16 protein-coding genes are annotated in these 14,519 nt (G+C 70.9%); 11 read left to right on the top strand and 5 right to left on the bottom strand.

Annotation, left to right across the window (positions count from 1 at the left end; translation table 11 throughout):
• Positions 1-96 precede the first annotated feature (96 nt).
• The 4 genes from AB0412_RS02235 to lipB all read right to left on the bottom strand — a co-directional run bounded on the left by AB0412_RS02235 (position 97) and on the right by lipB (position 3,170).
• On the bottom strand, positions 97-798 hold the full coding sequence (locus tag AB0412_RS02235; protein ID WP_366400531.1) for a DUF4191 domain-containing protein: 702 nt from the start codon (positions 796-798) through the stop codon (positions 97-99).
• A gap of 32 nt (positions 799-830) precedes the next feature.
• On the bottom strand, positions 831-1,031 hold the full coding sequence (locus AB0412_RS02230; RefSeq protein WP_366400806.1) for a hypothetical protein: 201 nt from the start codon (positions 1,029-1,031) through the stop codon (positions 831-833).
• Positions 1,032-1,298: 267 nt separating this feature from the next.
• Positions 1,299-2,264 (bottom strand): lipoyl synthase, encoded by a 966-nt coding sequence (lipA, locus tag AB0412_RS02225; protein WP_366400530.1) that lies wholly within the window; start codon positions 2,262-2,264, stop codon positions 1,299-1,301.
• Positions 2,265-2,372: 108 nt separating this feature from the next.
• On the bottom strand, positions 2,373-3,170 hold the full coding sequence (gene lipB, locus AB0412_RS02220; protein ID WP_366400529.1) for a lipoyl(octanoyl) transferase LipB: 798 nt from the start codon (positions 3,168-3,170) through the stop codon (positions 2,373-2,375).
• Positions 3,171-3,413: 243 nt separating this feature from the next.
• On the opposite strand from lipB, the gene AB0412_RS02215 reads away from it, so the two are divergent.
• The 10 genes from AB0412_RS02215 to AB0412_RS02170 all read left to right on the top strand — a co-directional run bounded on the left by AB0412_RS02215 (position 3,414) and on the right by AB0412_RS02170 (position 13,338).
• Complete coding sequence (locus AB0412_RS02215; RefSeq protein WP_366400528.1) at positions 3,414-4,877, top strand: regulator; 1,464 nt, start codon at positions 3,414-3,416, stop codon at positions 4,875-4,877.
• Between the two features lie 37 nt (positions 4,878-4,914).
• Entirely contained in the window at positions 4,915-5,274 is a 360-nt protein-coding gene (locus AB0412_RS02210; protein ID WP_366400527.1) for an arsenate reductase family protein, read from the top strand.
• Positions 5,275-5,383: 109 nt separating this feature from the next.
• A complete protein-coding gene (locus tag AB0412_RS02205) occupies positions 5,384-6,112 on the top strand; it encodes a hypothetical protein (RefSeq protein ID WP_366400526.1) in 729 nt (242 codons plus the stop codon).
• A 354-nt stretch (positions 6,113-6,466) separates the two neighbouring features.
• A complete protein-coding gene (glnII, locus tag AB0412_RS02200) occupies positions 6,467-7,495 on the top strand; it encodes a glutamine synthetase (RefSeq protein ID WP_260827811.1) in 1,029 nt (342 codons plus the stop codon).
• 171 nt (positions 7,496-7,666) lie between these two features.
• Complete coding sequence (locus AB0412_RS02195; RefSeq protein ID WP_366400525.1) at positions 7,667-7,789, top strand: hypothetical protein; 123 nt, start codon at positions 7,667-7,669, stop codon at positions 7,787-7,789.
• A gap of 103 nt (positions 7,790-7,892) precedes the next feature.
• A complete protein-coding gene (locus AB0412_RS02190; RefSeq protein ID WP_366400524.1) occupies positions 7,893-8,510 on the top strand; it encodes a winged helix-turn-helix domain-containing protein in 618 nt (205 codons plus the stop codon).
• Positions 8,511-8,570: 60 nt separating this feature from the next.
• Positions 8,571-9,575 carry an SDR family oxidoreductase gene (locus AB0412_RS02185; protein ID WP_366400523.1) on the top strand — a complete coding sequence of 335 codons (1,005 nt, stop codon included), beginning with the start codon at positions 8,571-8,573 and terminating at the stop codon, positions 9,573-9,575.
• Positions 9,576-9,645: 70 nt separating this feature from the next.
• A complete protein-coding gene (locus tag AB0412_RS02180; RefSeq protein ID WP_366400522.1) occupies positions 9,646-10,932 on the top strand; it encodes a sensor histidine kinase in 1,287 nt (428 codons plus the stop codon).
• Positions 10,917-11,570 carry a response regulator transcription factor gene (locus tag AB0412_RS02175; RefSeq protein WP_366400521.1) on the top strand — a complete coding sequence of 218 codons (654 nt, stop codon included), beginning with the start codon at positions 10,917-10,919 and terminating at the stop codon, positions 11,568-11,570. The genes AB0412_RS02180 and AB0412_RS02175 overlap by 16 nt, the downstream gene beginning before the upstream one ends.
• A 214-nt stretch (positions 11,571-11,784) precedes the next feature.
• Entirely contained in the window at positions 11,785-13,338 is a 1,554-nt protein-coding gene (locus AB0412_RS02170; protein ID WP_366400520.1) for a DUF1996 domain-containing protein, read from the top strand.
• Between the two features lie 68 nt (positions 13,339-13,406).
• On the opposite strand, the gene AB0412_RS02165 is transcribed toward AB0412_RS02170, so the two are convergent.
• Positions 13,407-13,850 (bottom strand): hypothetical protein, encoded by a 444-nt coding sequence (locus AB0412_RS02165; protein WP_366400519.1) that lies wholly within the window; start codon positions 13,848-13,850, stop codon positions 13,407-13,409.
• Positions 13,851-13,991: 141 nt separating this feature from the next.
• Between AB0412_RS02165 and AB0412_RS02160 the strand changes: the two genes are divergently transcribed.
• Complete coding sequence (locus AB0412_RS02160; RefSeq protein ID WP_366400518.1) at positions 13,992-14,510, top strand: tetratricopeptide repeat protein; 519 nt, start codon at positions 13,992-13,994, stop codon at positions 14,508-14,510.
• The last annotated feature ends 9 nt before the right edge of the window (positions 14,511-14,519 follow it).

Here is a 14,519-nt window from a genome sequence, read left to right as displayed (position 1 = left end):
AGCGGACGAATGAGCAGTCGAGACAGACGAGAGAGGGGCGCCCGGATCACACCGGGCGCCCCTCCTCGTTCCTGAGAAGTCCTGAGTCCTGAGACGTCAGCGGGTCTTCGGTCCGCCCTTCGGCAGCTTCATGCCCTTCGGCATCGGACCCTTGGGCAGCGGCATGTTGCTCATCAGGTCGCCCAGGGCGCGCAGCCGGTCGTTGGTCGCGGTGACCTGGGGGCCGGTGAGGACGCGGGGCAGCTTGACCATGGTGGTGCGCAGCTTCTTCAGCTCGACCTGGCCCTCGCCCGTGCCCACGATCAGGTCGTGCACCGGGACGTCGGCGACGATGCGGTTCATCCGCTTCTTCTCGGCGGCGAGCAGGCTCTTCACCCGGTTCGGGTTGCCCTCGGCGACCAGCACGATGCCGGCCTTGCCGACCGCGCGGTGCACCACGTCCTGGTTGCGGTTCATCGCCACGGCGGGGGTGGTCGTCCAGCCGCGCCCGATGTTGTCGAGCACGGCCGCGGCGGCGCCCGGCTGTCCCTCCATCTGCCCGAAGGCCGCTCGCTCGGCCCGGCGCCCGAACACGATCGCCGTCGCGAGGAAGGCGAGCAGGAGGCCCAGGATGCCGAGATAAATGGGGTGACCGATCAAGAAACCGATCGCGAGGAAGACACCGAAGGTGACGATTCCGACAGCCGCGAGTACAAGACCGATCTTCTTGTCGGCCCTGCGGGTCATCTTGTAGGTCAGGGCGATCTGCTTCAGTCGCCCGGGGTTCGCAGCGTCCGCTGCAGTTTCCTTCCTCGCCATGCCACGAAGTCTACGTGGCTCCGCCGGTGGGCTCAGCGGCGGGCGGACAGGGACTGCTCGAGGACGCGCTGCGCCTCGACCCGGTCCTTGGCGCGACGGCGGTCCTCCAGCACGGAGGTCCAGGCGTTGCGGCGGGCGGTGCGCTGACCGCTGCTCATCAGCAGCGACTCGACGGCCCGCAGCGCGGTGGTGAAGGACGGGATGGCGGTGGCGCGAACAGGCGCGGCCTGCATGGTGGAGGTCCCCCTCGGCATGGCTCCGGATGGCGGGTCACATCACGTACGCCACGTACGCAGTGGTGCACGAGCTGTGATTCCAGGGTCACTGATTGGTGTTACCAGGGCGTGACCGGCCGGTCAAACACCCATGAAGCCTGGATGGGGGCCCCGCGAACGCCGGCGCGGCCCCGGCACGCGCCCTCATCTGCGAGGACGGCCGGGGCCGCGTTCTCTCGGCCATTACTGGCCAGTAGCATCTTGTGCGGGAATTCACACGCCGATTCAGACAGCCTGCGCCGCGATGTACGAGCCACGCTTCTCGATGGCCATCTGGTACAGCCGGCCCGCGCGGTAGGAGGAGCGGACCAGCGGGCCGGACATCACGCCGGAGAAGCCGATCTCCTCGGCCTCCTCCTTCAGCTCCACGAACTCGTGCGGCTTCACCCAGCGCTCGACGGGGTGGTGCCGGACGGACGGGCGCAGGTACTGCGTGATGGTGACCAGCTCGCAGCCGGCGTCGTGCAGCTGCTTGAGCGCCTCGCTGACCTCCTCGCGGGTCTCGCCCATGCCGAGGATCAGGTTCGACTTGGTGACCAGGCCGTAGTCCCGGGCGGCGGTGATGACCTTCAGGGAGCGGTCGTAACGGAAGCCGGGGCGGATCCGCTTGAAGATCCGCGGCACCGTCTCGACGTTGTGCGCGAAGACCTCGGGGCGGGCGGAGAAGACCTCCTCCAGCTGCTCCGGGACCGCGTTGAAGTCGGGGGCCAGCAGCTCGACCTTGGTGCGGCCGGCCTCGCGGTTCGCCGTCTGCCGGTGGATCTGGCGCACCGTCTCCGCGTACAGCCAGGCGCCGCCGTCCTCCAGGTCGTCGCGGGCGACGCCGGTGATGGTGGCGTAGTTCAGGTCCATGGTGACCACGGACTCGCCCACGCGGCGGGGCTCGTCGCGGTCGAGCGCCTCGGGCTTGCCGGTGTCGATCTGGCAGAAGTCGCAGCGCCGGGTGCACTGGTCGCCGCCGATGAGGAAGGTCGCCTCGCGGTCCTCCCAGCACTCGTAGATGTTCGGACAGCCGGCTTCCTGGCAGACCGTGTGCAGACCCTCGCTCTTGACGAGGTTCTGCATCTTGGAGTACTCGGGACCCATTTTCGCCCGGGTCTTGATCCACTCGGGCTTGCGCTCGATGGGGGTCTGGCTGTTGCGGACCTCCAGGCGCAGCATCTTGCGTCCGTCGGGTGCGACTGCGGACACGACCGGCTCCCTAACGATTGATTCTTCGGCGACCTTCAGGGTACGCCCGTTGATTTGAATGCCCGGTGTGAGTGCTGGCCCCGTGCTCCAACGCCCGGCGGGCCGTTTTTATGCCGGCGTCTTCTCGATCACCCTCGGCTTGAGTTCGGCGTTCTCGAGCACGTCCCGCAGATGCCGCTCGACCACCGGCAGGACCTCCTCGATGGTGATGTCCCGGCCCAGCTCGCTCGCCAGGGACGCCACGCCCGCGTCACGGATCCCGCACGGGATGATCTTGTCGAACCACTTGTTGTCGGGGTTCACGTTCAGCGAGAAGCCGTGCATCGTGACGCCCTTGGCCACGCGAATGCCGATCGCGGCGATCTTGCGGTCCTCACGGCGCTGGCCGGCGTTGGACGGGGCGTACTCCGGGCCGTTGAGCCGCGGGTCGAACTCCTCGTCGTGCAGACGGGGGTCGAAGTCGAGGGAGAGCCCGCCGAGGGCGGGGCGCTGTTCGACCGGGTCACCGAGGACCCAGACCCCGCTGCGGCCCTCGACCCGGGTGGTCTCCAGACCGAACTCCGCGCAGGTGCGGATCAGGGCGTCCTCCAGGCGGCGCACGTGGGCCACCACGTCCACCGGCCGGGGCAGCTTCTGGATCGGGTAGCCGACCAGCTGGCCGGGGCCGTGCCAGGTGATCTTGCCGCCGCGGTCCACGTCGATGACGGGGGTGCCGTCGAGGGGGCGCTCGCTGTCCTCGGTGCGCCGGCCTGCCGTGTAGACGGGGGGGTGCTCCAGGAGGATCACGGTGTCGGGCACCTCGTCGGCGAACCGCGCCGCGTGCACCCGGCGCTGCTCGTCCCAGGCCACCCGATAGTCGACGGCCTCGGCACCGAAACCCATCCGGACGAACCGCAACTCACTCACGGCAAGCGCCTCCCTAGAAGGTCGTAAGGCACGAAACGCACCCACGCCACTGTACGTCCGTGCGACCGGACGGCCTCCGTCAGCCTCAGGAGCCAATCCTCACACGATCGGATGAATGCCCCTCGAAGAATGCGATCGGGTGTTTACTCTCCGCTACATTCGCGCCGTCCGGGGCGCCATAAGGGCTGCTCACAGGCAATACGGGCACATCGTTTCGCCGGAAGGCAGGAGACCGCACCGCAGATGACGGACCGACCCGCGCAGCGCACCCCCAACCGACAGCTCGCCGCGCTCATCGCAGAAGCGGGGTTCTCCAACGCGGGACTCGCCCGTCGGGTGGACCAGCTCGGTCTCGAACACGGGCTCGACCTGAGATACGACAAGACGTCCGTCACCCGCTGGCTGCGCGGGCAGCAGCCCCGGGGCACCACACCGGCGCTCATCGCCGAGGTGTTCACCCGGCGCCTCGGCCGCCGCCTCACCGCCCAGGACCTCGGGCTCGACTCCTGCACCCCCGTCTACGCGGGCCTGGAGTTCGCCGCGACGCCCGAGGAGGCCGTGGACATCGTCAGCGGCCTGTGGCGCAAGGACTCCGGCAGCCACGCCGAACTCCGCAAGATCGCTTTCACCTCCGCGGGCCTGGTGGTCCCCAGCCGGGACTGGCTGATCGGCCGCGCCGACGAGAGGGTGGCCCGCACCGAGCCGCCCCTGCGCATTCCCGCCCAGGGCCGTCCGGCCGTCCGCAGCTCCGCCCCGGCCGACCTCGGCTCCCGCCGCCGCCAGGCTGCCGAACGCGCCCCCGGCCAGCGGGTCACCGGGGGTGACATCGCCGCGCTGCGCTCGGTCGGCGAGCTGTTCCGCACCCTGGACGACGCCTACGGCGGGGGCCACGCCCGGCAGGCCCTGGTCCGCTATCTGGAGCACGAGTGCGAGCCGATGCTGCGCGGCACCTACGGCGAGCAGACCGGCCGCAAGCTGTTCGCGGCCACCGCCGACCTGACCCGGCTGGCCGGCTGGACGTCGTACGACATCGCCGCGCACGGGCTCGCCCAGCGGTACTTCGTGCAGTCGCTGCGGCTGGCGCAGGCGGCCGGGGACCGGGCCTTCGGCGCCTACGTCCTGGTCTCCATGAGCCGGCAGGCCGTCTACCTCGGCCACGGGCGGGAGGCGGTGCAGCTGGCGCGGGTGGCTCAGCAGGGCGCGGGCAGCTCCGTCCCGCCGGTGGTGCAGGCGCTGCTGCACGCCGCCGAGGCGCGCGGGCACGGGGTTCTCGGCGAGGTGCGGGCCTGCACGGCCGCGCTGGTACGCGCCGAACGGGCCCTGGAGAGCGCCAAGCCCGGCGACGACGTGCCGCACTGGGCGCGCTTCTTCGACGAGGCCCAGCTCGCCGACGAGTTCGGGCACTGCCACCGCGACCTTCAGCAGTTCCGCGCCGCCGCCCAGCACGCCGAGCGCTCGCTGCATCTGCGCGCGCCCGGGTACGCGCGCAGCCGCCTGTTCTGCCGGGTCGTGCTCGCCACCGCCCGGCTCGGCCTCGGTGAGCTCGACCAGGCCTGCCAGCTGGCGGCGGAGGCCGCGGGCCAGGCGGCGGAGATGCGGTCGGTGCGGGCGGTGGAGTACGTACGGGACTTCGAACGGCGGCTGGAGCCGTACAAGGACGCCATGCCGGTGCGGACGTACCGGGACAGGGTGGCCGCGCTGGGGTGACGGGATCGCGCCCGGCCCTCGGCGTACCGTGTGCGGCATGGAGATCTGGATCAATCCCGCCTGTTCCAAGTGCCGCAGCGCCCTCAGCCTGCTCGACGCCGAGGGCGCCGACTACACCGTCCGCCGGTATCTGGAGGACGTGCCGAGCGAGGACGAGATCCGGGCCGTGCTGGAGCGGCTGGGTCTGGAGCCGTGGGACATCACGCGGACGCAGGAGGCCGCGGCCAAGGAGCTCGGGCTCAAGGAGTGGCCGCGGGACGCCGGTGCGCGCGACCGGTGGATCGCGGCGCTGGCCGCGCACCCCAAGCTGATCCAGCGGCCGATCATCACCGCGGACGACGGGACGGCGGTCGTGGCCCGCACGGAGGAGGCCGTGCGGGACGCCCTGTCCCGGTAACACGCCTGTGACGCAGGTTACTTCGGCGACTTGAGTCAACCGCTGAGTAACTCCGTTCGGTATCTCGTACATAGCGGCGTACGCTCCCCTACCTCTTCAGGAGGCGCGCATGTCGCGTAGGAGAACTCTCGGCCCCAAGAAGAAGCTCGCACTTCTGGTGAGTGCGGCGACGGTGGCGGGTGGCGGTGCCTTCGTCATGGCGACCACCTCGAACGCCGCGCAGACGCCGACCACCAAGTCGGCGGCGGACTCGACCGTCTGTCAGGGCCTCGCCACCGCACTCGGCAACAACCAGAAGTTCATCGAGGGCCAGCGGGCCAATCCCGACGCGCAGTCCGAGGCGCGGATCGCCAACCGTGAGGCGGTCATCGCCGAGATCCAGCGCAAGCAGGAGGCGTCCGGGTGCGAGGTGGGGGAGTCGGCTCAGGGCTCCCAGGCCGAGCAGCCGGCCGCGCCGTCCCAGCCCGCGCAGGGTGGACAGGCCGGCGGTGAACAGGCCGGCGGCGGCGAGCAGGCCGGTGGCGAGCAGGCAGGCGCTGGTGAACAGGCCGGTGGCGAGCAGGCCGGTGGCGGTGGCGCCGCGGCCTCCGGTGAGCAGGTGTGCAACGGGTCGACGGTCACGCTGTCCGGCGAGGGCGGCGCCCCGGCCGCGTCCAGCAACCAGTTCCCGGCGGGCACCAAACTGAAGGTCACCAACCTGGACAACAACAAGTCCACCACGGTGGAGGTCACCTCCGTCTCGGGCAGCTGTGTGCTGCTCAACAACGCCGCCTTCGAGCAGGTCCGCGAGCCCGGCAAGTTCCTGATCCGCCGGGCGGTCATCGAGAAGGTGGGGTGAGGCTCGGGTCGTCAGGAATTCCCCGGGGCGGCGGCCAGGTTTCGGGGGGCGGGGCGTCGTACGTCGGCAACGCCTCGGCTCCGGCCGCCGCCTCTGCGAAGGCCCCGTCGCTCCCGGCCAGGAGCGGCGGGGCCTTCCCCTGTCGCGCACGACTGTGTACGACACTCGCGCACCGGCCGCCCTCACCAGGTGAAGTGAGCCACAGCAGGGCCAGGTAACACGGGGTTCACATTCGGGCAATGGCCGGGAAATCGCCTGTTGACAGGCTGCGGGGCATCGAGAGCGTGGCGCCCCAGTGCCGCAGCGCCGCCGCACCCGCACATGCGCCAGACCCACCCCCGAAGGATGTGGACCGTGAGCTTCAAGGCTGAGTACATCTGGATCGACGGCACGGAGCCGACGGCCAAGCTGCGTTCCAAGACGAAGATCCTCTCCGACGACGCCAAGGGCGCGGAGCTGCCGATCTGGGGCTTCGACGGGTCGTCCACCAACCAGGCCAAGGGCCACGCCTCGGACTGTGTGCTCAAGCCGGTCTTCGTCTGCCCGGACCCGATCCGCGGCGGCGACGACGTGCTGGTGCTGTGCGAGGTCCTGAACACGGACATGACGCCGCACGAGACGAACACCCGTGCCGCGCTGGCCGAGGTCGCCGAGAAGTTCGCCGCGCAGGAGCCGATCTTCGGCATCGAGCAGGAGTACACGTTCTTCAAGGACGGCTACCCGCTGGGCTTCCCCAAGGGCGGCTTCCCGGCCCCGCAGGGCGGCTACTACTGCGGTGTCGGCTCCGACGAGATCTTCGGCCGTGACGTCGTCGAGGCCCACCTGGACAACTGCCTCAAGGCGGGCCTCGGCCTGTCCGGCATCAACGCCGAGGTCATGCCCGGCCAGTGGGAGTTCCAGGTCGGCCCGCTGGCCCCGCTGGAGGTCGCCGACCAGCTGTGGGTGGCCCGCTGGCTGCTCTACCGCACCGCCGAGGACTTCGGCATCGCCGCCACCCTCGACCCCAAGCCGGTCAAGGGCGACTGGAACGGCGCCGGCGCGCACACCAACTTCTCCACCAAGGCGATGCGCGAGTCCTACGACGCGATCATCACCGCGTGCGAGTCGCTCGGCGAGGGCTCCAAGCCGCTGGACCACGTCAAGAACTACGGCGCCGGCATCGACGACCGCCTCACCGGTCTGCACGAGACCGCCCCGTGGGACAAGTTCTCCTACGGCGTCTCCGACCGCGGTGCCTCGGTGCGCATCCCGTGGCAGGTCGAGAAGGACGGCAAGGGCTACATCGAGGACCGCCGCCCCAACGCCAACGTCGACCCGTACGTGGTGACCCGCCTGCTGGTCGACACGTGCTGCTCCGCGCTGGAGAAGGCCGGCCAGGTCTGACCCGCCCGCAGTCGCTCCGAGGGGCGCTCACCGTCGCCGGTGGGCGCCCCTCGCGCTGTCGGCGGGCCGTGTCGTCTCGTGGGGCATGGGCCGGGCGGTCCGGGGCGGGCCCGGCGTCCAGTGGGTGAGAGACGGCTCCTGCGACGGACGGGCGTCTGCTTCAATGGGGCCATGGCCAGCTTCCAGAAGCACCTCGCGACGGGTCGCCATGACCTCGAGCCCTTCTGGCCCTCCCGTCAGCACGACGACTTCGACCGGGTGTGTTGCCGCGCGTTCACCGCGCAGGCCCGCTGACGCCGAACACCCGGCCCTCCACGCCGTACCCCGGCGGTCCTCGGCCCGCGCGCACCGACGTACGTCCCTCGTCGAACCTCTCGCGCGAAAGAGCTGACCTCTCATGGCGACCACTCGTTCCCTGTCCCCCGCCCCTCTCTCCCCTGTCACCGCCCCGTCCGAGAACGGCCCGCGGCACCGGCTGCGTGCCGTCAGCCCGGACGAGGCGGTGAGTGTCGCGGACCTCCTGCCACCGGGCGCCACCTGGCTGCCCGCGCCCCAGCACGCCCTGCCCGTCCTGCCGGGGCAGCCGCCGATGGTCGGCTACCTGGTGCTCGTCCCGGCCGACCAGCAGCCGCCGGTCCTGTCCGCCGCCGCTCAGCCGGCCGTCACTCCGAGCGCCACTGGAACCGGAACCGCCACGGGCTCAAGCACCGGCACCGGCGGCGACCCGCTGATTCGCGTCGACACCGTGCAGCGGACCGCCGCGGTCGACGGACGGCAACTCGACCTGACCTACCTGGAGTTCGAGCTGCTCGCGCATCTTGTGGCGCATCCGGGCCGGGTGCACACCCGCGACCAGCTGGTCGGCACGGTGTGGGGCTACGGCCATGTCGGCGACGGCCGCACCGTCGACGTCCACATCGCCCGGCTGCGCCGCAAGCTCGGGGCGCGCTACCGGGGCACCATCCACACGGTGCGCCGGGTCGGCTACAAGTACGTGCCGCCGGCCGGACGCTGACGGTCTGCCCACAGCAGATCCCTGTTCCCTCCCTCCGCTCCAGCGGGCAGAGTCACCGGCATGAGGCTGCTGATGCTGGGTGGTACGGAGTTCGTGGGACGGGCCGTCGTGGAGGCGGCCCTCGGCCGGGGCTGGGAGGTGACCGTCTTCCACCGGGGGCGGCACGAGGCACCGAAGGGCGTGCGGTCGCTGCTCGGCGACCGCACCGCGGTCGACGGTCTCGCCGCGCTCGACGAGGCCGCCGGGGACTGGGACGTCGTCGTCGACACCTGGTCGGCCGCGCCGCGGGCGGTGCGGGACACGGCGCGGCTGCTGCGGGGCCGCGCCGGGCGGTACGTGTACGTGTCGAGCTGCTCGGTGTACGCGTGGGCGCCGCCCGCCGGGTACACCGAGCAGGCTCCGCTGGTGAACGGCGCCTTCGCCGACGCCGACGGGACGGACTACGCACGCGACAAGCGGGGCGGCGAGCTGGCGGCCGTGGGCGCCTTCGGAGCGGACCGTTCGGTCCTGGTGCGGGCCGGGCTGATCCTCGGGCCGTACGAGAACATCGGCCGGCTGCCCTGGTGGCTGAACCGGACGGCCCGCGGCGGCCCGGTCCTCGCTCCGGGGCCGCGTGAGCTGCCGCTGCAGTACGTCGACGCCCGCGATCTCGCCGAGTGGACCCTCGGGGCGGCGGAGCGGGAGCTGAGCGGGCCGTACAACCTGATCTCTCCCCAAGGCCACGCCACGATGGGCGAGTTGCTCCAGGCGTGTGCGGAGGTCACCGGCAAGAAGGCCGACCTGCGCTGGACCGACCCGGAGGTGATCCTCCAGGCGGGCATCGAGCCGTGGACCCAGCTGCCGGTGTGGGTTCCGCCGGACACCGAGGAGCACGGTGCGCTGCACTGCGCGGACGTGTCGCGGGCGGTCGCGACGGGCCTGCGCTGCCGGCCGGTCCACGAGACGGTCGCCGACACCTGGGCGTGGCTGCAGGGCATCGGCGGGGTCGCCCCGCAGCGGCCGGACCGCCCCGCGGTGGGGCTGGATCCGGAGGTGGAGGCGAAGGTGCTCGCCGGTGAGGTGTAGGTAGCACCACCACGTGAGCGGGGCTCCGGCCCAGTGACGGCCGCTCCCCCGCTCGACCAGACTGGCGCCCATGAACACCACCACGAAGAGCGACGGCGACGCATCGAGGGCACGGGGAATGGTGCGCGCCGCCTGGCGGGGGCTCGTGCTGGCGGTCGTGTCCCTGCCCCTGGCCGTGCTGTGCCTCACCCTGACCGCCGTGTCCGTGGCGCTGATCCCCCTCGGCATCGGCATCGTCACCACCCCGTACGTGCTGAACGGGGTGCGGACGTTCGCGAACTGGCGGCGGGTGCTGGCGGCCGAATGGGGCGGCGTGCGCATCCCGCCCGCCTACCGGCCGGTCCCCGAGGACGCCAATCCTTGGACGCGCACGTTCGCGATGCTGCGCGACCCGGCCACCTGCCGGGATCTGCGGTGGCTGCCGGTGGACATGACGGCGGGCTTCGTGACCGCGCTGCTGCCGGCGGTGCTGGTGCTCTACCCGCTGGAGGGCTTCGCGTTGGCGGCCGGCCTGTGGCGGACCATGACGGGCGGCCCGTACGGCGAGTACGGCCCGTACTGGTACGGATTCGTGCCGGTCAGCGACCAGACGTCCGCGCTGGGCGCGGGCGCGCTGGCCGCCGTCCTGCTCATCGTGGCGCACCGGTACGCCGTGCCCGCGTTCCACGCCCACTTCCGCCTCACCCGCGCCGTCCTCGCCTCCAACCAGGCGGAACTCGCCGAACGTGTCCGGGTGTTGACGGAGACCCGGCGCGACGCCGTCGACGCCTCCGCCGCCGAGCTGCGCCGCATCGAGCGTGATCTGCACGACGGGGCGCAGGCACGGCTCGTGGCCGTGGGCATGGATCTCGGGACCATCGAGATGCTGCTCGACAAGGACCCGGCGAAGGCCAAGGAGCTGATCGCGCAGGCCCGCACGTCGTCCGTGGAGGCACTGGCCGAGCTGCGGGAGCTGGTGCGCGGCATTCATCCGCCGGTGCTGGCCGAGCGGGGTCTCGGCGACGCGGTGCGGGCGCTGGCGCTGCGGCTGCCGGTGGAGACCGAGGTGACGGTGGAGCTGCCCGGGCGGGCTCAGGCGCCGGTGGAGTCGGCCGCGTACTTCGCGGTGAGCGAGGTGCTCACCAACGCGGTGAAGCACGCGGGCGCCGACCGGATCTGGGTCGACCTGCACCACAGCGACGGCCATCTGCGGATGTCCGTCACCGACAACGGCAAGGGCGGTGCGGTGATCGGGGCCGGCTCGGGGCTGACCGGGGTCGAGCGGCGACTGGGTACATTCGACGGCGTCCTGGCCGTCAGCTCTCCCGCGGGCGGTCCCACCATGGTCACCATGGAGATCCCTTGCGCGTTGTCCTAGCCGAAGACCTGTTCCTGCTGCGCGACGGGCTCGTCCGGCTCCTCGAGGCCCATGACTTCGAGATCGCGGCGGCCGTGGAGTCCGGTCCGGAGCTGGCCCGGGCGCTGGCCGAGCTGGAGCCGGACGTGGCCGTGGTGGACGTACGGCTGCCGCCCACGCACACCGACGAGGGGCTGCAGTGCGCCCTCGAGGCCCGCCGGAGACGGCCGGGCCTTCCGGTGCTGGTGCTCTCCCAGCACGTGGAGCAGCTGTACGCGCGGGAGTTGCTGGCCGACGGCAGTGGCGGGGTCGGGTATCTGCTGAAGGACCGGGTGTTCGACGCGGAGCAGTTCGTGGACGCCGTACGACGGGTGGCGGCGGGCGGTACGGCGATGGATCCGCAGGTGATCCAGCAGCTGCTGGCGCGGCAGTCGGGCGACGACCGGCCGCTGGCGCGGCTGACGCCCCGGGAGCGGGAGGTGCTGGAGCTGATGGCGCAGGGGCGGTCCAACGCGGCGATCGCGGCCAGGCTGCTGGTGACGGAACGGGCGATCGCGAAGCACACCGCGAACATCTTCACGAAACTGGGCCTCGCGGTCTCGGACGACGACAACCGGCGCGTGCTGGCGGTTCTCGCTCATCTCGACCACGGCCGATGAAACCGGACGCGGACATTCACCCCTCGTGCGTGATCCGCAACTCCCGGTGTTCCAGGGCCTGTTGAAACACCGGAACCGTACGAACTTCTCTGCAATTCGTGGGACGGGTGAACACCCGTGAGGCGGTTCCCGTACTCAAGGGAGCCGCTTCACTCCTGTCGGGCGCCTCGATGCCCCGCAATGGGATGCCCCGCAAGGAAGTCAGAGGAGTTCCATGGGACGCAACACAAGAAAACGCCGTACGCCGCTGGCCACCAAGGCCATAGCCGCATCGGCGGCCCTAGCGCTCGGTGGGGGCGGGCTGATCTGGGCGAACTTCTACGCTTCGGCACACGAGGAGAACGGGCCGGACAACCGGACGAGGTCCGGCGCGGCGCAGATCGCGACGATCAACTGCCCGGACGTCGGCCAGAAGCTGACGAAGGTGCCGCGCAGCGCGCGCAGGGGCGTCGCCACGGAGCTGGCCCGGCTCGACCAGCAGGTCACCGCCGCCTACAAGCGGCTCGCCGACACCCGCCAGGCTCAGGCGGGTGACGCCGACTACGTCAGCAACGCGATCCTCGGACCGCTTCAGTCCAAGCGGGCGGCCACCCTGGACCGGATCCGCATCACCATCAACCGTGCGGGCGGTCAGGCGCCGCGCAGCCTCGGCGGGTTCGCCCGGTGCGAGGGCGTCCCGGTGGAGCAGCCGGAGCTCAATGACGGCGGTCAGGACCAGAACGACGACGGCCAGGACCAGAATGACGGTCAGGACCAGAACAACGACGGTCAGGACCAGGGTGACGGCGGCCAGGACAACGGTCAGGACCAGGGCGGCAACGGCGGTCAGGCCGGCAACGGCCCCGTCGCGGACGACTTCGTCAACATCGAGGACGTCCAGCCCAACGGCGGTCCGCAGGGCGTGAACGGCAACGGTCTGCCCGCCAACGGGGACACCGGTTCGACGGGCAGCTTCACCACGGAGTGCGGTACCAACGAGAACGAGAACCGCAACTCCGACAACGTGATCGTCGCGCCCGGCGTGTCCAACGGTGCGCAGCACCAGCACGACTACGTCGGCAACCAGGCCAACAACGCGTTCGCGAGCGACGAGGACCTGGCGAACGGCGAGACGACCTGCCAGAACCAGGGCGACAAGTCGTCGTACTTCTGGCCGGTGATCCGTCTGCAGAACGGCCAGAACGACATCGACGCGGGCCAGCCCGGCGGCGGTCAGGACGGCAACGTCGGCCAGATCGTCGAGCCGGCCCAGGCGGAGCTGAAGTTCGTCGGCAACAAGACCAGCGACGTCGTGGCGATGCCGCAGGCCCTGCGCATCATCACCGGTGACGCCAAGTCCTTCGTGAACGGCCTCAACAACGCCAACACGAACTGGAGCTGCACCGGCTTCGAGGACCGCGTGGTGACGGACAAGTACCCGATCTGCCCCGAGGGCAGCTCGGTGGTGCGGACGTCCTTCTTCCAGAGCTGCTGGGACGGCCAGAACATCGACAGCGCCAACCACCGCACGCACGTCGACTTCGTCGAGGCGGACGGCAGCTGCTCCAACGGCTTCCAGGCCATCCCCCAGCTGCAGGTCCGTCTGGTCTACGACATCCCGGCCCCGCAGATCGAGAACGGACAGGTGCAGAACGCCTACGCGATCGACTCCTTCCCGGACCAGCTGCACAAGCCGATCACCGACCACAACGACTTCATCAACTTCTTCGACGAGGACCTGATGAACGAGATGGTCGACTGCATCAACAGCGGCCAGGACTGCCAGTAGTCCCGGAGCAGTGAGAGAGCCGGCGGTGGGATCTCCCACCGCCGGCTCCTCTTCGCTCGCCCGCGGGATCAGCCGTGGTGACCACCGCGGTTGTGGCTGCCACCGGGGTTCATGTGCTCCGACCCCTCCTCCAGCGTCCCGCCGAGAGTGGACCGCAGCTCCGCGACGGTCTTCTCCTCGCCCACGGCCACCCACTTGCGGCCGACGAGGTAGTAGCCCCCGTAGTCCTTCGCGCCGTTGAGCCACTCGCGCTGGCCGCGATCGGTGGCGAACGTGGCGAGGACGAACTTGCCAGCGCGGTTGTCGCAGAGAGCCTGCCGGATCTCGTCGGCGTCCGTCTGCATGTTCGGCTTGCACTTCACCTCGGCCGCCAGGTGCTCGAGACTGCCGGTCGCGGTGGCCGGCCCCTCGCCATGTCCCTGGTGCCCGTCCTCGCCACCGGATCCGCAGCCCGCCAGCGCCAGTGCCGCCACCGCGCCGGTCAGCGCGAGCATCGGTCGGGTCAGCCTCATGAGTTCCTCCGGTCCTCCGGTCCATCGGCGACATGCCGCGCAGAGCCCCGACGAAGGGCTCTCCCCGTGGATACGGCCCGGACGCCCGCAGCGCTCAATACCCCGGTGCCACGACGGAGGCAGGCGTGCCAGTCTGAGCCCATGGATCAGGACTGGGAAGAACGTGTGACCGCCGCCTGGGCGACCCTCGACGACTACGCCGGCTCCGAGGAGGACGCGGCGGCGTTCCGGGCCGTGATCGACGCGCTGGTGGCGGAGCTGCCCGAGGACAGTCCGCTGGGCCCGTTCGAGCGGGCCTGCGCCTTCGACTCGACGGGCCACCCCGCCGAGGCGGTGGCGCTGTACCGGGAGGCGCTGGACGGCGGACTGGAGAAGGCCGGCCCGTACAAGGCGCGGCGGGCGAAGATCCAGTTGGCCAGCTCGCTGCGCAACGTCGGACGCCCGCAGGAGGGCGTGGCGTTGCTGACGCCCGAACTGGACGCGCCCTCCGACGAGTTGGACGACGCCGTACGCGCCTGCCTCGCGTTGTGCCTGTCGAGCCTGGGCCGGGACCGCGAGGGGCTGTCACTGGTCCTCGGCGCGCTCGCCCCGCATCTGCCGCGCTATCAGCGGTCGATGGCCGCGTACGCGCGGGAGCTCGTGGAGCCGGGCGCCCGATGACGGAGTGAC

Origin of the sequence: Streptomyces sp. NPDC052012 (genome assembly GCF_040689265.1) — a bacterium.
Lineage (GTDB): Bacteria > Actinomycetota > Actinomycetes > Streptomycetales > Streptomycetaceae > Streptomyces.
This window is presented reverse-complemented; position numbering and strand designations above follow the sequence as displayed.